Raw genomic sequence first — 21,434 nt, forward strand, 5'->3', positions numbered from 1 at the left:
TTAATACCTCGGCTTTCGATCCATAATTTCTTGCATAAATTGTTCATAATGCTTGTAGCGGTAGTCACGAATTTCCCCTGCTTCTACTGCTGCCTTTACTGCACATTTTGGCTCTTTCAAGTGTAAGCAACCCCTAAATTTACAATCATCCGCTACTCTAGCCATTTCAGGAAAACATACACCTAATTCTTCTTTCTCAATTTCGTCAAAATCAAAGGAACTAAATCCAGGAGTATCTGCCAATAAACCATCACAGACTTCTATCAGTTCAACATGACGAGTAGTATGTTTACCCCGTCCTAAGCTTTGGGAGATAATACCCGTTTTTAAGTTCAACTCTGGAATGAGCGTATTAAGCAAAGTTGATTTGCCAACGCCCGATTGGCCCGCTAAAACGGTGGTTTTTCCCTTTAAAATAGGACGTAATCGTTTTACTAATTCTTCTTCATCTTTATATGTTTGCAAAACTGTATAGCCCATGCCTTCATAATCTGCTATATAATTTTGTAATTCATCACGTTCATCATTTTCTAGCAAATCCATTTTTGTTAAACAAATAATAGGATGTACATGGAAGGATTCTAACACAACTAAAAAACGATCCAGTAAAATGGTATTGAAATTCGGTTCCTTTACGGAAAACACCAAAATACCTTGATCAATATTCGCAATTGGCGGACGTACTAATTCATTTTGACGCTCAAAAATCTTTTGTATTGTCCCATCAGAGCCTTCAGTTTCCATTGTATACTCTACAATATCGCCTACGAGTGGGGATTCGCCACGATTACGAAATACCCCACGTCCTCGACATTGAATCAGTTGATGTCCATCAAATACATAATAATAACCACTTAATGCTTTTCTTATTTGGCCTTGCGCCATCCAATTCCTCCTTAATCGACATCATTATAATGAACTTTGCCTTCTAAAATTATTTCTGAATCCCGAATTATTCTATAACTCGCATCTTTGCCATCTTCAATTGTAAGCTGAATGTTGTATGGCGTATCACCTAAAATTTCAAATACTTCAACAGGTTCAGACAATGTATGATTTTTATCTTGAATTTCAATTCGAATATTTTGAGCTATTCCCTCTTCTGTAGGTTTATACTCAATGACTACAGGTATTAGACGTAGTTTATCAGGCTGTTTCGCTGGCCCTTTACTTATTACAACCGATATCATAGAACCTTCCTCTACCATAGTACCCGCTTTTGTCAATTGCGAAATTACACTCCCAGCTGGGATGGTTTCATGATGTTCTTCACGAGATATACGCCAATTGAGGCCTACTCTTTTCACATAGTCATCCATATCCGCTTTCGTATAATTTACAACGTTTTCAACCCTTACCATTCTAACTCCTTGGCTAACTTTAAACGTGATTGTTTCTTCTTTCGCTACTACCTCAGAATTTGGAGGGATGCTTTGCTCAATGATACTTCCTTCTGGCTCATTAGAAGGGACATCCTCTTTTACCACGTCTTTATACTTTCCTTTTATTAAAGCTTCAACTTGACTATAATTTTGTCCTACATAATTATCTACAGTCGTCATCTCTACACCTAAACTAACGATTAAATCTACCTCTGAGCCTTTTTCACGTAATGAATTTTTTGATGGGTCCGTTTCAATAACCTTCCCCTTTTCAATTTCCTCATGATTTCGCTCCTGATGCTCTTCACCAACAACAAATCCATCTGCTTCTAATTTTTTTGTCGCTTCCTCTATTGTTAAATTTGCTACATCTGGTATAGCCACTTTTTTCGGGCTAAATAAATCTTTTGCAAAAATAAAGAATAAGAAAATGACAATCACAGCAATGAATAGTCCAGCAACATATTTGGGCCAATTTTTCTTCTTTGCCTTAACAGGAACTGGCTTTTCTACAGGCTTTTTAGGTTGTGGTTGAGAAGGAGCTTTAGCTTCCATAATTGGTTCAATAACTCTTGTTTTAGTTAAATCTTCGTCTTTTTTATGCATCTGCTCTTTAATGATGGGAATAGCCTTCGTTACATCATTATCTACAGGTATGACAAATTTGGGATCGTTGATTCTAGATGGTGATAGTACAGTTTCCAAATCTTCATACATTTCTTCCACTGTCGTATAACGATGGGATGAATCTTTGGCAGTAGCCTTTAATACTACATTCTCCAAGCTTTGGGGAATCGTTGCATCAAAAGCACGGACAGAAGGCGTTTCGGCTTGTAAATGCTTAAGTGCTATTGAAACAGCTGATTCACCAGAAAATGGAAGTTCACCTGTTAATAATTCATATAATACAATACCGAGTGCGTAAATATCTGATTTGTTTGTAGCTGTACCGCCGCGAGCTTGCTCCGGTGATAAATAATGCACTGTGCCAAGCACAGAATTTGTTTGAGTAAATGATGTAGCACTTAACGTCATGGCAATACCAAAATCCGTAATTTTCACATTACCTTCCGCATCCATTAAAATATTTTGCGGTTTAATATCACGGTGGATAATATGGTTTTCATGGGCATTAGCAATGGCAGACGTTAATTGCTTCATAATATGCACACTTCTTGCAGGAGAAATTGGTGCAAATTCTTGTATGTACTGCTTTAATGTTTTTCCTTGAACATATTCCATCACAATATAGTGTAGATCTCCATCGTCACCTACATCATAAACACTAACAATATTCGGATGTGTAAGACTTGTAGCAGACAGTGCCTCACGTTGAAAACGTCGATGTAATTCATCCTCATTGGAAAAATCATAGCGTAATATTTTAATGGCTACATCACGATTTAAGATCATATCGTGTGCTAAATAAACATTGGACATACCTCCGCCACCAATGAGTTCTATAATTTTATAGCGGTCACTAATTCTTTTACCTACAAGCATTCTTACACCTCCTCATCCCTTTTTGTTAATAGCACGAGGGAGATATTGTCTTCTCCCCCGCTGGCATTTGCTAATTCTACAAGTTTACGTCCCTTTTCCTTAATGGAGTCTGGATACGTAATGATCGATGCCATTTCATAAACAGTTAGTTTATTGCTTAATCCATCTGAACAAATGAGTAAATACGATTCTGATGCTAAATCTACTTCATAAAAGTCTGGTTCGATTGTGTCCTCTGTCCCAACCGCTTTTAAGATGAAATTTTTCTTTGGATGTGTCAAAGCCTCTTCTTCGCTTATCTCACCATTTTCGACCAAGACGTTCACATATGAATGATCTCTTGTTATTTGTTGTGCACCATCTTCAAAGAAATAATACACACGACTGTCCCCCACATGTGCAATGAAGCAATGTTGTTCTTCGATTAACACTGCAATAAATGTCGTGCCCATTCCTTTACAGTCTTCATGTGATAAAGAATAGTCATATATTGTTTTATTCAATTGCTTAACTGTTTGTAATAACCATTCTTTTTTTGATGTTGTGGATACAAAATGATGTGTGTCTGCCTGTAAAAAAAAGGATTCCATTTGTTGAATTGCCATATCACTTGCTACATCACCAGCATTATGACCACCCATGCCATCCGCTACAAGTGCTAGTGCAAGCCCATCTGGACGTTTAAAGAATGCAGCACGGTCCTCATTAATGGATCGTTTTAAACCAATATCACTTTCGACTGTGTATTCCAATACTGGTCACCTCGTTTCTTCAGATCTCTCTTGTGCACGTAATTGACCACACGCAGCAGCGATATCTGAACCTTGCTCTCGGCGGATCGTTACGTTAATACCATTTTTCTTTAATGTTTTTTCAAAAGCAAAAATTTGACTACGAGATGTACGAACATAATCACGTTCTGGTACATAGTTTACAGGAATTAAGTTGACATGACATTTAATTCCTTTAATTAAAGCAGATAGTTCCTCTGCTATTTCTACTGAATCATTTTCACCCGACATCAGTCCATACTCGAAACTCACTCGTCGACCTGTTTTTTTTGTATAGTATCGCACTGCTTCCATTAATTCTTCCAATTTATAAGCACGGGCAATTGGCATTAGCTTTTGACGTGCTTCTTGGTTTGGCGCATGCAGAGAAACAGCAAAGTTAATTTGTAATTGTTCATCTGCGAACTGGTAAATTTTAGGTACAATACCCGATGTTGAAACCGTGATATGACGTGCTCCGATATTTAAACCTTTTTCATGATTGATCACTTTTAAGAAGTTCATCATTGCATCATAGTTATCGAAAGGTTCACCAATACCCATAATGACAATATGAGATACTCGCTCGCCCAATTCATCTAATGTTTGTTGGACTTTGACAACTTGCTCCACAATTTCCCCTGCTAATAAATGTCGCTTCAAACCACCTAGAGTGGATGCACAAAACGTACAGCCAATTCGGCAACCTACTTGTGTTGTTACACAGACAGAATTTCCATATTCATGGCGCATTAACACAGTTTCTATTGAATAGCCATCTTGTAATTGGAATAAAAATTTAATGGTACCATCTTTAGATTCTTGTTTAATAATGGTTGATAGTGTGGATAATGCAAAATTTGCAGTTAGTTTTTCGCGTAATCCCTTTGAAAGGTTTGACATTTCTTCAAATGTCTTTACACGTTTATTATACAGCCAGTCAAAAATTTGAGCAGCACGGAAAGGCTTTTCGCCATTTTCCTTTAGCCATTCTTCTAATTGATGAGGTTGTAATGAATAAATGGATTCTTTTAAATTTGGCTTTTCTTTTTTTACACGTCGAACGGGCTTTTCTTCCGCTTCTTCGACTAAATCGTTAATACGTTCATTAAATTTCTCTTGATCCACCATTAGTTGGATTCTCCTTTTTTACGAAAGGCGGCGACAAAGAAACCGTCACTGCCAAAGTCTTGTGGAAAGACTTGAAGCATGCCATTAGCTTGCTTTTCCGCTAATTTTGTTGGTAAAGATTCTAGTTGTATAGCTTCCATTTCTGGATGTGCTGTTAAAAAGGCTTTCACAGTGCCTTCGTTTTCTTGTATGTCTACTGTACACGTACTATATACAAGCTTACCATCTGTTTTCAAAACTTTCGTTGCAGCATCCAGTAAAGCTAATTGGATTTTTTGAAGACTTTCTAAATCTTCTTCTCGCTTTGTATACTTAATATCTGGCTTACGTCGCATAACTCCTAGTCCACTACATGGTGCATCGACTAAGATAGCATCAAAAGACGCTGCTTGTAAAAATTCTGGTGCTTTCCGTCCATCTATTGGGGCTGTTTCAACAATATCAAGCCCTAGACGTTCAGTATTATGGTCGATTAAATCTAATTTATGTGGATGAAGGTCTGTTGCTAAAATAGACCCTTCATTTTTCATTATTTCGGCAATATGTGTTGTTTTTCCACCAGGTGCCGCGCACATATCCAAGACACGCATACCTGGAGCTGGTTTTAGCACATTAGCAGGTATCATTGAACTTTCATCCTGAATAGTAATTATACCTTCTTTGAAGGCTTTTGTACGAGCTGGTTGACCGTTTGTAATGTATAAGCACTCTGGTATAACATCGCTTTGATTAGCCGTTAATCCTTCTGCCTCTAACTCGGCAATTGCTTGCTGAACAGTTGCTTTTGTTGTATTAACACGCACAGTCTGCACAGGCGGTCTATTATTTTCATGCAACATTTCAGTCGCTACTTCAAGACCGTAGTTATCAACAAATCTTTGAACTAACCACATTGGATGACTTGTTTCTATAGAAAGACGCTCAATTGGATCTGCTATGTCATCTGTTGAAGAGACTCCACCGCGTAACACGGATCTTAATATGCCATTGACCATAGAAGCGATCCCACGATGCCCTCGACGCTTGGCAATTTCTACTGCTTCGTTTACTGCAGCGTGTGGAGGAATACGTGTTAAATAATGGATTTGATACAACGAGATTCTTAATAACCAGCGAACCCAATGATCAATTGAACCACGAATAAATGGCTCTAAGTAATAATCAAGTGTCATTTTATGCTGTAAAGTTCCATACGTTATTTCAGTCAATAAAGCACGATCTTTTGCTTCAATTTTATGTCGTTTAATTGTTTCATTTAGCAATAAGTTGCTATAAGCCTGATTTTTATCAACTGCTAATAGAATTGACAATGCGGCATCTCGTACATTGCCATCCCAAATCACTACACTTTTTTTACTCATTTAAATTGGTCCCCAATCTGTAATTTAGAACCTGTCCCACGTAAATATTCCTCTGCGGTCATACGCTTTTTTCCAGCTGGTTGCACATCATATAATGCTAAAGTTGTCCCGTTGCCAGCTGCTACCTCAAAATGATCTTTAGCAATGGCCACCACTGTACCTGGATTAGCTTCATGCTTACTTTTGCCAATCGTTGCCCACCAAATTTTAAAATTACCATCCTCAAAAGTGGTATAAGCAACAGGCCACGGATGAAGACCACGCACTTGATTGTATAAAGTAATAGCATCGTTGGTCCAATCAATCCGTTCTTGTTCTCTTGAAATATTACGCGCAAAGGTAACTTGTGCTTCATCTTGAACTATACGGTTATTTGTACCATTTATAATTGAAGGAAGTGTTTCCTTAAGTAATTCACAGCCAACCATACTTAGCTTATCAAAAAGTCCACCAGTATGATCATCCTCTTCAATAGGGATTGCTTTTTGAGAGATAATATCTCCCGCATCAAGCTTTTCTGCCATATACATGATTGTTACTCCTGTTTCTTTTTCACCATCCATGACGGCTTGGTGAATTGGAGCCCCTCCACGATATTTTGGTAATAGTGAGGCATGGACATTAATGCAGCCTAGAGCTGGTGCATCTAATAATTCTTTTGGTAGTATCTGTCCAAATGCTGCTGTTATTACTAGATCAGGCTGTAAAGCAAGAATCTGCTGTAACTCCTCGGAGCCACGCAATTTTTCAGGTTGAATAATTGGCAAGCCAAGTTCCAAAGCCGTTGCCTTTACTGGCGGCGGTGTTAATACTCGCTTACGCCCAACTGGACGATCTGGTTGTGTTACAACTGCTTTAATAGCATATCCTTCATCATGTAGCATACGCAAAATAGGTGCGGAGAAGTCAGGTGTCCCCATAAAAACGATAGATGTCATTTTATTCCTCCTCTTCAGCGTACATTTCTTCTAATTCTTCTGCTGTGACAATACGCTTGATTTTTGAATCGAAAAGCACACCATCTAAATGATCAATTTCATGTAAAATCGCACGGGCATCAAAGCCACCTGCCTCTAATTCATAAACACGTCCTTCACGATCACACGCTTCAATTTTGACATAACTAGGACGTTCCACTTCTCCATATAACCCTGGAAAGCTCAAGCATCCTTCAATATCTACTTCTGCTCCGTCCGTTTCAACGACAGTTGGATTAATCATTTCTAAAATATCACGTTCTTCACCTAGTTCAACAATTGCTACCCGTAACCCTACGTCTATTTGTGGTGCCGCAATTCCAACGCCATCATATTCCACCATAGTGTCATATAAATCATCCAGTAATGTAATAATTTCATCATTAATTTCTGTCACTTCAGCACACGGTGTTGATAGTACTTTTGCAGGGTTTTCAATTACTTTTTTTATAGCCATTATTATTTCCTCATTTCTGCTTTAAAGCTAGTGCACTAGCTAATTGATACTTTTATTAAAAATCGTGCTATTCTTACACGCTAACTATATAGTAGACGGATCTAAATCTACCGTCATTAATATTCCTTGTTTAATCCACTCTGCTCTATACATAGCAAGTAAACGTTGTAACACGGGAATTAGATTTGGTTCAATTTTATATTTTATCAAACATTGATAACGATATCTATTTTGGAGACGAGCAATACTCGCAGTTGTTGGTCCTATTATTGCTACTTGATTCGATAAGTTTCCTCGTAACCAATCAGCCACTCGACCAGCATATTCAGCAGCCATCATGACATCTTCATGGGATAATTGAATAAGAGCTACAAAATAATAAGGTGGATAGTTGGATCTGCGACGTAAAAACATCTCACGTTCATAAAAAGGTTCATACTCTTGGGTTTTAGCTAATTCAATTGCGTAATGCTCAGGTGTATACGTTTGAATGATGACTTCCCCTAGCTTGTCATGTCTCCCAGCACGGCCACTTACCTGTGTTAATAGCTGAAATGTTCGCTCTGCTGCGCGGTAATCAGGTAAATGTAAGGATGTATCAGCACTAAGTACACCGACTAGTGTAATATTTGGAAAATCCAGACCCTTCGCGATCATTTGAGTACCCAGCAAAATATCTGCTTGCCCTGCCCCAAATGTCTCCAATATTTCTTCATGTGCCCCTTTATGCTTCGTAGTATCTACATCCATACGTAATACTCTTGCCTCAGGAAACAACTTGTACAGTTCCTCTTCCACCTTTTGTGTACCTGTACCAAAATAACGAATATGATCACTTTGACATTGCGGACATATTTGAGGAACATGTTCCTCGTAATTACAATAATGACATTTCAATTTTTCAGTTGTTCGATGATAGGTTAATGAAATATCACAATTTGGACATTGGACAACTGTTCCACAATCTCGACAGAGTACAAATGATGAATAGCCACGACGATTTAAAAACAGCACCATTTGCTCTTTTTTCTCAAGTCTTAAACGGATTGCTTCAATCAGTGATTGGGAAAACATCGAACGATTACCCTGTCTCAGCTCTTCACGCATATCTGCAATAAAAACAGTCGGCAAAGCCTGATGTAAAGCACGATGTTTTAAGGAGAGTAGCTTATATACTCCCTTTTTAGCTCTTGCAAATGATTCTAATGCTGGTGTTGCACTCCCTAAAATAATAGGACAGTTATAAAATTCGCTACGCCAGATGGCTACATCTCTTGCATGATAACGCGGTGAATCTTCTTGCTTATAAGTTGATTCATGTTCCTCATCCAATATAATAAGCCCTATATTCGTAAAGGGAGCAAAAATAGCTGAACGAGCTCCAACTACGACCTTCACTTTGCCTTGTTGGATTTTACGCCATTCATCATATTTCTCCCCTACAGATAATCCACTATGCATCACAGCAACCAGCTCACCAAAGCGACTGCGGAATCGTTCGGTCATTTGTGGAGTTAAAGAGATTTCAGGTACCAACATAATGGCTTCTTTTCCTTCTTCTAATACCTTTTGAATAGCCTGCAAATAAACCTCTGTTTTGCCACTCCCTGTTACACCATGTAATAAAAAGGTTTGCGCTATTTGCTGATCCATAGCTGTAGTAATAGCTTTGAGAGCAACCTGTTGCTCTCCCGTTAATTGTAAGGCTTGTGTACGTGAAACTTCCTTCGTAAATGGATCACGAAATACTTCCTCTTGAATAAATTGAGCAGCTCCCTTGTCAATTACTGCCTCTAATACTGATATAGAGACCCCTGCTTCATCACAAATTTGTTGAGGAGAAAAAACCTCTCCTAAGTGTTGGCACATCCATTGCAGTAATAGCCGTTGTTTAACTGCTCTGGATGACTGCTCTAAAGCATGTTCAATAAGTTGTTGGTCTGCTGTTATTTGAACCATTCGAATTTCTTTCACATTTCCCTGTTGCTTGACAACATTTTCGATTGTAACAATGTTTTCTGCAACCAAATGTTTTAATAGGGGTAGTAAACCTGCTCGTTCAAATTCTTTAAAATTTGCCCGTTGACGCTTGCCGAATATAGCCTGTACCTCTAGTGGCAATTGTTGACCTTGTTGTAGCTTAATCATTTTTTCATACTTGGCTCGAAGTGCAGATGGTAACATCACTTGTAAGGCATCTATTTCATAGCAAATCGTATCGTTCTTCAACCACTTCGCCATTCGCAACATCTCTTCTGTCAGGACTGGCTCCATATCTAAAATTTGATTGATTGCCTTTAGTTTATTTAACGGTACATCTGTTTCTTTCTTCAATCCAACAACAAAACCCAGGACATTTCGTGGACCAAATGGCACTTTAACACGACTTCCTAATTCGATAACACTAACCCATTCTACAGGTACTTGATAATCAAATGGACGGTCTACATGGTAAGTAGAGACATCTACAATGATCTCTGCTATCAAAAAGCTCATTGTTCCTCACCCTTTATAATATAAGACCATAATGTCTGAGCAAAAAGTTGTGGGTTCATTGTAGCTAAAAACTGTCCGTTAAGCTGCGCTTTTTCACTAAAATCAATCCAACTTTCAGAAAGTATGTTAAGCATTGGTGTTCCTTGCACTTTTTGTCCGAAAGTGATCGCTTTTATGCCTTCTACCGAAATGATCGGCGTTTCCTTTATAGTCGGCACATTTGCCGCATGGATTAATATTGCTTGAGGGTATTGGATTTTATAAGCTTCTAGTTGCTGTATAGCATCAAACAAATTAGAATTTTCTATTTCAATTACATGTGCGCCTAGCATTCTTGCTTCATGTGCTAAAGCTCGTCCTATGGCTCCATTTGCCTGTGGGCTAATTACATGCTGTTCATCCAATGGTACATGCAGGGCACCTGCTGTCACTATGACTGTTTTATCTGTCAGTTGTTTAGTTTTTCCCGAAAAAAAATCTTGAACAAGTGCAGTGATTTTTTCTGGCTCCTCTAGACGTCCCTTCCCGACATAGCCGCATGCTAAAAACCCTTCGGAAGGCTCAATAAATTTGTAGCCATCAGCTAATAGCCTATCCAAATTACGTTTTACCGCTGGATGGTCGTACATGTGTACATTCATGGCTGGTGCAATCCATACGGGTGCTGTCGTAGCAAGCAGGGTTGTTGTGATCATATCATCTGCTATACCATTGGCCATTTTTCCTATTATATTTGCTGTAGCAGGCGCTACTAAAATTAAATCAGCCCAGTCTGCTAAGTCTATATGAGCAATCACACTTGAATCTTTTTCATCAAACGTGTCAAAATAAACATCATTTTTGGACATCACTTGAAAACTTAATGGATTTACAAACTTTCTAGCAGAAGCTGTCATGATGACTTTTACATTGGCTCCTGCTTGTGATAGCTTGCTTACGAGTGCCACAGCCTTGTATACGGCAATCCCGCCTGAAACACAAAGTAAAATATTTTTATTCATGTTAGGTGTCGTCCTTTCAAACGATAAGCTCCCAAAGAAGGATTCCCTGGGAGCTTTCGGCATTCTGTATAATCAAAATCAACTGCTAACTAGACTAACATGCTTGTAAACATAGTAAAGCACTTTACATGATGTTAGATTTCGTCCTCATACACAGTTGACTCATCCTGTGATACTTTCGTAAGTACACCTGCCGCTACTTCTTCAAGTGCTTTCCCTACATATTTATGGGAAACATACTTGTGTAAGCGTTCTGTGTCTTGCTCTTCTTGCATTTGGCGAGCACGTTTAGAAGCAAGGCTCACTAATGAATATTTTGAATCGATTTCTTTTTTTAAAGCGTCTACTGATGGGTATAGCATTGTTTTATTCTCCTCTCAACATTGACAAATATCTTTTTTCAACACGTTCTCTACGACAATGCTCGGCTTTAATAATCGCATTTATACGATCACAGGCATTCGTCACTTCATCATTTTCCACAACATAATCATACAAGCTCATCATTTCAAGCTCTTCACTTGCAGTAGCGATTCGTTTGGCAATGATATCCTCTGTTTCTGTCCCACGTCCAACTAAACGATCTTTTAATTCCGTTAAACTTGGAGGGGCTAAGAAAATAAATAAGGCATCTGGTGCTTTTTTACGGATTTGTGCTGCACCCTGCACTTCGATTTCTAAAAATACATCACGACCTGCATCAAGTGTTTCATTTACATAAGCTAATGGTGTTCCATAATAGTTACCGACAAATTCAGCGTGCTCTAATAAGCCACCTTGTTCAATTAACACTTCAAATTCATGACGTGTCTTGAAAAAATAGTCTACACCATCTACTTCACCTTCGCGAGGATTTCGTGTTGTCATCGAGATGGAATACTCATAATTCGTATTCGGCTGAGAAAATAATTCTTTTCGCACTGTCCCTTTACCTACACCAGAGGGGCCAGACAGAACAATTAATAATCCACGTTCTTTTATCATTTATTCTCTATATCTCCCTTAATTTATAACAGATACGTGCAAGTTATTCGATGTTTTGCACTTGCTCACGCATCTTTTCTAAAATTGTTTTTGCCTGAACAACAGCAACCGCTGCTTCTGTAGATTGATTTTTTGAACCAATCGTATTAATCTCGCGATGTATTTCCTGCATTAAAAAGTCCAATTTACGCCCAACCGAAACCTTTTCAAGTAATGTTTCCTCCAGTTGATTGAAGTGACTATCTAATCTGTCTAACTCTTCGGAGATGTCTACTCGTTCCGCAAAAATTGCTACTTCCGCCAGTAAACGATCTTCTAGCAATGTGCCATTTGCAACTTCATTAATTCGCTCTATTAATCGTGTACGATATTTTTCAACAGCAAGTGAAGAACACAAACGAATCTGATTGACCTGCTCCATTAACTGTTCCTTATATTGTACAACAACCTCTTGTAATTCTTGCCCTTCACGCTCACGCATTTGAACGAGCTGTTCAATTGCTTGTGAAATCGCTTGTTCAACAGCACTGAGCAAATCCTCTGGTGTAAGCTGGGGTTTTTGCTGTACAAGTGCCTGCTCTAACGATAAAAGCTCTTGCATCGTCCATTTTTCTTCAAGTGGTACTTTACTTGCTAATTGCTCTTTTGCCTTACGATACGCTTCAATTAATGACCAATTAATCTCAATAGATTGCTCTACGTTCTCTAAGTCCTTCACATATACCATCACATCAATTTTGCCGCGTGACAAAGCTTGAGTAATTAGTTTCTTTGCAAAAATTTCAGCTTCAAGCCATTCTTTCGGAAATTTTGCATTAATTTCTAAAAAACGATGGTTGACCGAGCGCATTTCCACGGTTAATTGAAAGTCTCTAGTTGTTGTGACACCTCTGCCAAAACCAGTCATACTACGCACCAAGGTTCGTCACACCTTTCTTTGCATACTGGGATTATTATAACATAAGCTTTGTCGATTATGACGACTCTCCAAAAAAATTTGGATAAAGTAAAAGCTAATTCTACCACAATTGAAGCTATATTTTAATATTCACCTAAAAAATGCTATGATAAACATACCAAAAGAGTATTTGCGGAAGCTTAAAAATAGTAAATGCAGATACATTAAGAAAAAAAATACGAAAGTACCAAGATGCTTGATATCGTTGGAAAGAGGAATTCATATGGCATTTGATGGCTTATTTACTTATTCAATAACTGCCGACCTACAACAGCTAGTCACTGGTCGGATTACCAAAATACATCAACCTAATGCACAAGAAGTTATTTTACATGTGCGAGCGAACGGAAAGAATCATAAATTACTGTTTTCCATCCACTCTTCTTATGCACGTGTACACCTTACTGAACATGTGATTGAAAATCCAGCAGAGCCGCCAATGTTTTGTATGCTTTTGCGTAAGCATATAGAGGGTGGTTTTATTGCTTCTATAAAACAGCGTGATTTTGATCGCATTATAATAGTAGAAATTGAAAGTAAAAATGAAATTGGAGATCCAATTGTAAGAGAAATACATGCTGAAATTATGGGTAGACATAGTAATCTACTGTTGATTGATCAAGAGCAGGGAAAAATTATTGACAGCCTAAAACATCTACCGCCTTCAGTCAATAGCTTCCGTACTGTACTACCAGGGCAACCGTATATTGCGCCACCCCCACAAAACAAATGGAATCCTTTAACAGTGACAGATGAAGAACTAACAGCATTTTTTGCTGAAGGAAAAACCTCTAAAGAGCTAGTGCAACAATTAGCTGGTTTTTCACCTCTTCACGCGGAAGAATTATTGTATCGAATGAAGACGACTTCAAATATGCTAGCATGTTTCAAGGATTTTATGACCGCCTTTGCGAACGGTGGAATAAAGCCTATGTACGTACTCTTTAATCAGAAAGTATACTTTTCCCCTATCGAATTAACGCACTTGCATGATGGGGATATAACAATCTATCCTAATGTCCATGCGCTTCTTGATCGTGTATTCTTTGCACGTGCAGAGCGAGATCGTGTAAAACAACAAGCAGGCGATTTAGAGCGCTGGCTACAAAATGAGATTGATAAACTAGCTTTAAAAACAAAAAAATTAACAAAGGATTATGAACGTGCCTCCAAGCTCGATCAATTCCAACTATATGGTGAGCTATTAATGGCTAACATCTATGCCTTTGAAAAAGGAGTTAAGGAAGTTACTGTTACAAATTACTATAGTGAAACTGGCGAAGAAATAACGATTCCAGTAAGCGAACGTAAAACACCGATTGAAAATGCCCAAAGCTATTATACAAAATATACAAAGGCAAAAAATGCTTTAGTCATGGTTCAAGAGCAGCTAGAAAAAACAACTGATGAAATTTCTTACTTCGAAATGCTAGCTCAGCAAGTTCAGCAGGCTTCCCCTGGAGATATTGAGGAAATTCGTGAAGAGCTAGCAGAGCAAGGTTACTTAAAACTACGTCATGCGAAGAAAAAGAAAAAACAAGCAAAACCTGAACCAGAACGCTATGTTTCTTCTACAGGTGTAACAATCTCTGTTGGGAAAAACAATAAACAAAATGACATGCTGACATTTAAACTAGCAAAACGAACTGATATTTGGTTACACACAAAAGATATTCCTGGATCTCATGTTGTCATTCATTCAAGTGAACCAGATGAAACGACATTGCGAGAAGCTGCCACATTAGCCGCCTATTTTTCTAAGGCCAGAGAATCCTCTTCTGTCCCTGTAGACTATACCGAAATACGACAGGTCAAAAAACCAAATGGTGCTAAACCTGGTTTCGTCATCTATTTTGAACAAAAGACACTGTATATTGACCCTGATGAGGCAGTCATTTTACAGTTAAAGAAACAGTCATAAAGGAAGAAACCGATACAAATTGTATCGGTTTCTTCTTTTTTATAACGCGTACACGTAATCAGTACTATAAAACGATGAAAACAACCTTCTTTTGATTGATTTTTACAGACAATCTTCCTTATTATAATAACAATATAAAAGCACATGAATAATCTGCACTGTTTCCTTCAACGAATATTGACTTCTACTACTGAGAAACGCTAAATTAAAGTATAAAAAATTTTATAGAGCATTTAAGGAAAGGGCGTATCTATATGTCTGTAGGTAAAAAATTAAGCTTTGGTTTCTTTGCAATTATTCTCACATTAATCATTTCTTTGTTCATTATGTTCCTGTTATTTTCAAACATTGAAAAAAAGATTGAAAATGCATTAGAAGGACATGTTGCCCTTGTAGAATTAGCAGATGATATTCAATACGAAATGGCTATGCAAGGTCTTTTCATTCGTGCCATCATCATCGAAGACAAACCTGCTAACAAAGAGAGTTTCTCAAAATATGCAAGTATGCTCGACACACATGTAGAAGAAATCATTGAAAAATCGAATTCAGCCGAAATGGAAACATATGCACAGGAATTAAAAGTTTATAATGATACTTTTAACAAGGCAGCAACCGAAGCAATAGCTCTATTTGAAGCTGGTAATCTAGAAGGTGCTTTGCAGAAGGTAAATGGTGAAGTACAACAAGCTAATAAAGGTATACAAGATGTATCCGATAAAATTGGAACCTATCAAAAGGAACAACTAGATATTGTGACAAAAGAATCTAAACAGGCTGTGTTTAATTCCCAACTTATTTCCATTATCGCAATCATTATTGGTATCGCTCTAGGTATTTTCCTTATTTTCTATATACAACGAACAATCTCACGCCCTTTAAAATCTGTCGTTCTGGCAGCAAACCATGTAGCTAATGGTGAATTAATTCATCCAGATATTACCCATCAATCAAAAGATGAAATTGGTCAGCTTTCAGCATCTTTTAATGCCATGAAGGGTAATCTGAAAAATTTATTAACGCATATACAGGACAATGCGGAGCATTTAACAGCTTCAGTAGAGGAACTTTCTGCCTCAACTGAAGAAATTACTGCCACTGCTGATGAAATTACAATACGGATTAATGATACAGCTGATGCTGCAGTGACAGCTACAGTTGCAGCTAACGAAAGCGCACACGCAATGGATGAAACGGCTGTAGGTGTTCAACGAATAGCTGAGGCAACTCAACAACTACATCAAAACGCTATAACAACTTCTGAATTAGCAACAAATGGAAACGAGACGGTAGAAGAAGCTCAGCAACAAATGAACGTCATCCATGAATCAACACAAACGATTAATAATCTTGTTCAAAAATTGAGTAAGCAGTCAGATGAAATTAGTCAGATCACAGCAGTTATTACAGCCATTACCGATCAAACAAATTTATTGGCACTCAATGCAGCCATTGAAGCGGCTAGAGCTGGAGAGCATGGCAAAGGATTTGCGGTAGTAGCAGATGAGGTTCGTAAGTTAGCTGAGGAATCAAAACAATCCGCCAACCAAATCGTTGCCTTAACCCTAGATATTCAACAGGATACACATAATGTAGAAAAAGCTGTCTTTGATGGACTTCATTCTGTCACAGAGGGCGTTAAAATCATTGGACATGCAGGACAAGCCTTTGAAGGAATTGTGAAAGCAATTAATACGATGACAGATCAGATAGAAGATATATCAGCTACCTCTGAAGAAATTTCAGCTAGCGCTGAACAGGTTGCAGCATCCGTTGCAGAAATCGCCCATGGTGCTTCAACGAGCGCGGATAATACAAAAATTGTAGCTTCAGCAACAAGAGAACAATCTATAACAGTACAACAAGTAAACCAAGTTGCCGCAGATCTAAGTGAAAAGTCCTTAGATTTACAGAATCAAATCAATCAATTTAAACTTTAAATAGAAAACAGTGCATTTTATAGTTGGGATGCACTGTTTTTTTATATTTTTTTCATAGTACACCACTTAAAATGCGGAAGAATATCCTCTTGAATAGCTATTGTTAACGTTTTCATTCGATGAATAAACTGATTTTTAGTAATTATTTGCATTATCAATCCTCTTCAGTAAGACAAATGACATCCTCAAAAAAACAATACGATTTAAACGGTTCTCTGAGAAAGAATATAAGGCTAAATGAAGCATTTCTTTTCTTTTTTGACTGATGAATAAAACAGTAACCAACTGCATATATGCATGTATATACAACTAGCTCTAAAATTATTTCAAAAAAACTTAATCTCGTAAACTAGCTTGTCACTAAATCCAATTTTTTCTTAGTATGGGTACCTTTTTTCATACAAATGCTCATTTTTTTCTTTTCCTTCCCCACAAATGGATAATCCTAGAAAAATACAAAACAAGTTTCTTATATATCATTAATAGATAAAAATATTCATGTTTTGCGATAATAAATTACAAGAAATTGCCTGTAAAAGAATCTAATTCACTGAGTTTTACATAGATTTTCTACAAATCTATACAAATTCCTCAAGGTATTACATCCATGACTTTTGATTCATTTTTCAAATATCGATAATATTATCAAAAAAATAGGAATTTTCCGTATAGTAAATCATTTTTTTATTTTTACTTTATTTTTGATATTCAGAATAAGTAAATATCAAATTTTTAATATATATACACTTCGCCTCTTTAGCGTGATAAATCGGAAAAATTTATTATTCTCCTAAATGTCAGATAATACTATATAAATTCGAATCTTTTTTATTTTGTACACAATGATTTTTTTGGTATATTAAATAGGAGCTTCACAAAAGGCTTAAAAATTGTATAAGGGGGATTCACATGAATAAAAACAAAAAGTTTTTATTACTAACAGTCCTTGCAGTATTTTCTTTAGTACTTGCTGCATGTGGCTTCGGTGGAGATTCGTCTGACAAATCAAAAGACGATGAAAAAGATTCAGGTTCTTCTGAAACAACTTCAGGCGGCGAATTAAATGTAGCTGTAGCTTCTGAGCCACCATCACTTCATCCTGCATTAGCAACAGATACAACTTCTGGTGTTATTCTTACAAATACTTTTGAAGGATTAACAACACTTGATGCAGACGCTCGTCCAGTTGCTGCTGCTGCTGAAAGCTGGGAAGTTAGTGAAGATTTAAAAACATACACGTTCAAATTACGTGATGCTAAATGGTCAAACGGAGATCCAGTAGTAGCTGGTGACTTCGAATACGCTTGGAAATGGGCATTAAACCCAGACAATCTTTCTGAATATGCTTCAATCCTTTACCCAATTAAAGGTGCTACAGCATATAACAACGGTGAAGGTTCTGCTGATGATGTAGGCGTTAAAGCTCAAGATGAAAAAACATTAGTAGTAACTTTAGAAAATCCAACACCTTACTTCTTAGAATTAACAGCATTCAAAACATATGCACCATTAAACCAAAAAGTAGTTGAAGGTAATGATGAGTGGTACACAGATGCTGGTGAAAACTTTGTTACAAACGGTCCTTTCACATTAGCTGAATGGAGACACAATGATACAATCGTATTAAAGAAAAACCCAGAATACTGGGATGCTGATAAAGTTTCTTTAGAGACTGTTAATATCGGTATGGTTGAATCTGAAACAACTGTAGCTACAAGCTTCAAAGCTGGAGAACTTGATTATGTAGGGGCACCTTTCCAATCTGTGGCACTTGACTCAATCGATGGATTCAAAGCAGATGGGAAATTACGTATTGAAGACCAAGCTTCTGTTTATTGGTACAAGCTAAATACAAAAGATAAAATCACTGGAAACGCTAACATCCGTAAAGCGTTAGCATTAGCAGTTGACCGTCAAACTTTAATTGATAATGTTACTAAAGGTGAGCAAAAACCTGCATTAGGTATGGTTCCTATCGCAGTTCATGGCTTTGAAGAAGACCGTGGTTACTACAAAGATAATGATATCGAAGGTGCTAAAGCAGCACTTGAAGCTGGTATGAAAGAACTTGGAATTACAAACCCAGCAGATATTAAAATTAACCTTTCTTACAACACAAGTGAAGCACACGCTGCTATCGCACAATTCGTTCAAGAGGGCTGGACTAAAAACCTTGGTATCACTGTAAGTCTTGATAACTCTGAATGGCAAGTATATTTAGAAAAACTTAACCAATTAGATTACCAAGTTGGCCGTATGGGCTGGGTTGGTGACTACAACGATGCTTATACTTTCTTAGAAATGTATGACACTGCTGCAAACGGTAACAATGATACAGGTTGGGAAAATGCAGAATACAAAAAATTATTAGATCAATCTAATACAGAAGCAGATCCAGCCAAGCGTCTTGAGCTTTTAAAACAAGCTGAAGCAATTGCTGTTTCTGAGTTCCCAGTTGTTCCAATCTACTACTACACGAACCTTTCTGTAGTACAAGATTATGTGAAAGATATGAAGGCAGACATCCTTGGTAACATCTCTCTTAAAGAGGTTAAAGTAGAGAAATAATCAACAACCTTTCGCTTATTTAGCTCTACAGCGAAGAGCTGCCTCGTAGCCACTTCGGCACGAGTCAGCTCTTTTTAAAATACGAAGGCATATATTTGTCTGAAAATTGACAAATAGAAGGAGGAGTTTTATGTGATTAAATATATTTTGAAAAGGCTGATGTATATACTTCTCGCGCTTTTCGTCATCGTAACGGTTACGTTTTTCTTAATGCGTCTCGCTCCTGGTAGTCCTTTTGCGAGTGAACGTAATTTCCCACCTCAAATTGAGGAGAAGTTAAACGAAACGTATGGATTAAATAACCCTTGGTATATACAATATAAAGATTATTTAATCGATACGGCCACATTCAATTTCGGTGAGTCAATGAAATATAAAGCGCGTTCTACAAATGATATGATTTCTGAAAGTTTCCCTGTTTCATTAACATTAGGGATTGAAGCTATGCTATTAGCAGTTGGATTCGGTGTATTAATTGGCGTAGTTTCCGCGCTATATCATAATAGGTTCCCGGATTATTTGGCAACGTCCTTTGCGGTGCTCGGTATATCAGTACCTTCATTTATCTTAGCAGGTTTAATGCAGTATTTCCTAGCCTTCAAGCTAGGCTGGTTCCCGATTAGTGGCTGGAAGGGCTTCGTCTATAGTATATTGCCAGCTCTTGCAATCGCTTTCTCTCACATGGGCTTTATTGCAAAATTAACACGTTCTAGTATGCTTGAACAAAACAATAGTGATTATGTAAAAATGGCTCGTGCGAAAGGTATTGGAAAATGGACAATCGTATTCCGTCATACATTACGAAATGCCCTTCTACCAGTCGTAACATACCTTGGTCCATTAACAGCTGGTGTTGTAACAGGTAGTTTCATTGTTGAACAAATCTTCGCTATTCCTGGACTTGGTAAACACTTCGTTCAAAGTATTACAAACCGTGACTATACAGTCATTATGGGTACGACGGTGTTCTATTCCATCATCCTTTTATTTGCGGTATTAATCGTTGATATTCTATATAGCGTGATTGACCCGCGTATTAAACTGAAAGGAGCGAAAAAATAATGACACAGCAACAAATTGAAAAAGATAAATTTAAAATTGTTGGTGGCAATCATGAAGCAACGGATAAGTTAGCTGACAAATCAGTCTCCTTTTGGAAAGAAGTATTTCTCCGTTTCTCTCATAATAAATTAGCCATCATTGGGGTAATCATTTTAATCATTGTTATTTTAATGGCTACATTCGTACCAATGTTTTCTCAGTATAAATCAAGTGATCAACTGGGTGTTTTCAATGCACCACCATCTGCACAATTTTGGTTCGGGACGGATGACCTTGGTCGTGATATTTTCGTTCGTATTTGGGAAGGTGCTCGTATTTCCCTATTTATCGGAATTGCTGCAGCGATTATTGACTTAATTATCGGTGTTATTTGGGGAAGTATTTCAGGCTTAGCAGGTGGTCGCGTTGATAACATCATGATGCGTATTGCTGACGTTTTAACAGCAGTACCTTACCTTTTAGTAGTAATCGTACTTTTAGTTGTTATGCAACCTGGTTTAATTCCTATGATTATTGCCCTGTCCATCACTGGATGGATTAACATGGCTCGTATCGTTCGTGGTGAAGTATTATCTATTAAAAATCAAGAGTATGTTCTTGCTGCTCGTACATTAGGTGCTAGTACAGGCCATTTAATTATCAAACACTTGGTACCGAATGCCCTTGGTGCAATCTTAGTAACGATGACGCTAACAATTCCATCTGCTATTTTCACCGAATCATTCCTAAGCTACCTTGGTCTTGGGGTGCCTGCTCCAACAGCTTCTTGGGGGACAATGGCCTCTGATGGTAATAAAGCCATTGCGAATGCCCCATGGCGCTTGATTTTCCCTGCGGTATTTATTTCACTAACAATCTTTGCGTTTAACGCAGTTGGTGACGGCTTACGTGACGCTCTAGATCCAAAACTACGTAAATAAGGA

General features: G+C 37.6%; 17 protein-coding genes. 5 read left to right on the forward strand and 12 right to left on the reverse strand.

The window, feature by feature from the left end; translation table 11 throughout:
• The 12 genes from rsgA to NY607_RS14045 form a co-directional block, all read right to left on the reverse strand.
• Positions 1-885 (reverse strand): ribosome small subunit-dependent GTPase A, encoded by an 885-nt coding sequence (gene rsgA, locus NY607_RS13990; RefSeq protein ID WP_131521591.1) that lies wholly within the window; start codon positions 883-885, stop codon positions 1-3.
• Between the two features lie 11 nt (positions 886-896).
• Complete coding sequence (gene pknB / locus NY607_RS13995) at positions 897-2,885, reverse strand: Stk1 family PASTA domain-containing Ser/Thr kinase (protein ID WP_237899602.1); 1,989 nt, start codon at positions 2,883-2,885, stop codon at positions 897-899.
• A 2-nt stretch (positions 2,886-2,887) separates the two neighbouring features.
• A complete protein-coding gene (locus NY607_RS14000; protein WP_131521593.1) occupies positions 2,888-3,637 on the reverse strand; it encodes a Stp1/IreP family PP2C-type Ser/Thr phosphatase in 750 nt (249 codons plus the stop codon).
• 6 nt (positions 3,638-3,643) lie between these two features.
• A complete protein-coding gene (gene rlmN / locus NY607_RS14005) occupies positions 3,644-4,786 on the reverse strand; it encodes a dual-specificity RNA methyltransferase RlmN (RefSeq protein ID WP_048395368.1) in 1,143 nt (380 codons plus the stop codon).
• Positions 4,786-6,147 carry a 16S rRNA (cytosine(967)-C(5))-methyltransferase RsmB gene (gene rsmB, locus NY607_RS14010; protein WP_131521594.1) on the reverse strand — a complete coding sequence of 454 codons (1,362 nt, stop codon included), beginning with the start codon at positions 6,145-6,147 and terminating at the stop codon, positions 4,786-4,788. Before rsmB ends, rlmN begins: the two co-directional genes overlap by 1 nt.
• Positions 6,144-7,085, reverse strand: a complete 942-nt coding sequence (fmt, locus tag NY607_RS14015) for a methionyl-tRNA formyltransferase (protein ID WP_259419882.1) — start codon at positions 7,083-7,085, stop codon at positions 6,144-6,146. Before fmt ends, rsmB begins: the two co-directional genes overlap by 4 nt.
• 1 nt (position 7,086) lies before the next feature.
• On the reverse strand, positions 7,087-7,581 hold the full coding sequence (def, locus tag NY607_RS14020) for a peptide deformylase (RefSeq protein ID WP_004227388.1): 495 nt from the start codon (positions 7,579-7,581) through the stop codon (positions 7,087-7,089).
• An 84-nt stretch (positions 7,582-7,665) separates the two neighbouring features.
• On the reverse strand, positions 7,666-10,077 hold the full coding sequence (gene priA / locus NY607_RS14025) for a primosomal protein N' (RefSeq protein WP_259419883.1): 2,412 nt from the start codon (positions 10,075-10,077) through the stop codon (positions 7,666-7,668).
• Positions 10,074-11,078: a bifunctional phosphopantothenoylcysteine decarboxylase/phosphopantothenate--cysteine ligase CoaBC gene (gene coaBC / locus NY607_RS14030; RefSeq protein WP_131521598.1), complete on the reverse strand. Its 1,005-nt coding sequence runs from the start codon at positions 11,076-11,078 to the stop codon at positions 10,074-10,076. Before coaBC ends, priA begins: the two co-directional genes overlap by 4 nt.
• A gap of 134 nt (positions 11,079-11,212) precedes the next feature.
• A complete protein-coding gene (gene rpoZ / locus NY607_RS14035) occupies positions 11,213-11,440 on the reverse strand; it encodes a DNA-directed RNA polymerase subunit omega (protein ID WP_004227380.1) in 228 nt (75 codons plus the stop codon).
• A gap of 4 nt (positions 11,441-11,444) precedes the next feature.
• Positions 11,445-12,062 carry a guanylate kinase gene (gmk, locus tag NY607_RS14040; RefSeq protein WP_004227379.1) on the reverse strand — a complete coding sequence of 206 codons (618 nt, stop codon included), beginning with the start codon at positions 12,060-12,062 and terminating at the stop codon, positions 11,445-11,447.
• Positions 12,063-12,105: 43 nt separating this feature from the next.
• The gene (locus tag NY607_RS14045) at positions 12,106-12,981 is read right to left on the reverse strand and encodes a YicC/YloC family endoribonuclease (protein WP_259419884.1); all 876 of its coding nucleotides are present in this window, start codon (positions 12,979-12,981) and stop codon (positions 12,106-12,108) included.
• Between the two features lie 262 nt (positions 12,982-13,243).
• Between NY607_RS14045 and NY607_RS14050 the strand changes: the two genes are divergently transcribed.
• The 5 genes from NY607_RS14050 (at position 13,244) to NY607_RS14070 (ending at position 21,431) form a co-directional block, all read left to right on the forward strand.
• Positions 13,244-14,941, forward strand: a complete 1,698-nt coding sequence (locus NY607_RS14050) for an Rqc2 family fibronectin-binding protein (RefSeq protein WP_259419885.1) — start codon at positions 13,244-13,246, stop codon at positions 14,939-14,941.
• Positions 14,942-15,195: 254 nt separating this feature from the next.
• Positions 15,196-16,881 (forward strand): methyl-accepting chemotaxis protein, encoded by a 1,686-nt coding sequence (locus tag NY607_RS14055; RefSeq protein WP_131521601.1) that lies wholly within the window; start codon positions 15,196-15,198, stop codon positions 16,879-16,881.
• Positions 16,882-17,790: 909 nt separating this feature from the next.
• Positions 17,791-19,449 (forward strand): peptide ABC transporter substrate-binding protein, encoded by a 1,659-nt coding sequence (locus NY607_RS14060; RefSeq protein WP_237899592.1) that lies wholly within the window; start codon positions 17,791-17,793, stop codon positions 19,447-19,449.
• A gap of 132 nt (positions 19,450-19,581) precedes the next feature.
• Entirely contained in the window at positions 19,582-20,511 is a 930-nt protein-coding gene (locus NY607_RS14065; RefSeq protein ID WP_131521603.1) for an ABC transporter permease, read from the forward strand.
• Positions 20,511-21,431, forward strand: coding sequence for an ABC transporter permease (locus tag NY607_RS14070; RefSeq protein ID WP_131521604.1), 921 nt, complete (start codon positions 20,511-20,513; stop codon positions 21,429-21,431). The genes NY607_RS14065 and NY607_RS14070 overlap by 1 nt, the downstream gene beginning before the upstream one ends.
• Positions 21,432-21,434: the final 3 nt, after the last annotated feature.

Origin of the sequence: Lysinibacillus sp. A4 (assembly GCF_024919535.1) — a bacterium.
Classification (GTDB): Bacteria; Bacillota; Bacilli; order Bacillales_A; family Planococcaceae; genus Lysinibacillus; species Lysinibacillus capsici.

Bases quoted from the DNA above. Each gene is read 5' to 3' on its own strand.
- rsmB (WP_131521594.1), bottom strand. From the start codon at position 6,147: ATGAGTAAAAAAAGTGTAGTGATTTGGGATGGCAATGTACGAGATGCC.
- coaBC (WP_131521598.1), bottom strand. From the start codon at position 11,078: ATGAATAAAAATATTTTACTTTGTGTTTCAGGCGGGATTGCCGTATAC.
- pknB (WP_237899602.1), bottom strand. From the start codon at position 2,885: ATGCTTGTAGGTAAAAGAATTAGTGACCGCTATAAAATTATAGAACTC.
- rpoZ (WP_004227380.1), bottom strand. From the start codon at position 11,440: ATGCTATACCCATCAGTAGACGCTTTAAAAAAAGAAATCGATTCAAAA.
- fmt (WP_259419882.1), bottom strand. From the start codon at position 7,085: ATGACATCTATCGTTTTTATGGGGACACCTGACTTCTCCGCACCTATT.
- NY607_RS14060 (WP_237899592.1), top strand. From the start codon at position 17,791: ATGAATAAAAACAAAAAGTTTTTATTACTAACAGTCCTTGCAGTATTT.
- rsgA (WP_131521591.1), bottom strand. From the start codon at position 885: ATGGCGCAAGGCCAAATAAGAAAAGCATTAAGTGGTTATTATTATGTA.
- NY607_RS14050 (WP_259419885.1), top strand. From the start codon at position 13,244: ATGGCATTTGATGGCTTATTTACTTATTCAATAACTGCCGACCTACAA.
- rlmN (WP_048395368.1), bottom strand. From the start codon at position 4,786: ATGGTGGATCAAGAGAAATTTAATGAACGTATTAACGATTTAGTCGAA.
- def (WP_004227388.1), bottom strand. From the start codon at position 7,581: ATGGCTATAAAAAAAGTAATTGAAAACCCTGCAAAAGTACTATCAACA.
- priA (WP_259419883.1), bottom strand. From the start codon at position 10,077: ATGAGCTTTTTGATAGCAGAGATCATTGTAGATGTCTCTACTTACCAT.
- NY607_RS14055 (WP_131521601.1), top strand. From the start codon at position 15,196: ATGTCTGTAGGTAAAAAATTAAGCTTTGGTTTCTTTGCAATTATTCTC.
- NY607_RS14070 (WP_131521604.1), top strand. From the start codon at position 20,511: ATGACACAGCAACAAATTGAAAAAGATAAATTTAAAATTGTTGGTGGC.
- gmk (WP_004227379.1), bottom strand. From the start codon at position 12,062: ATGATAAAAGAACGTGGATTATTAATTGTTCTGTCTGGCCCCTCTGGT.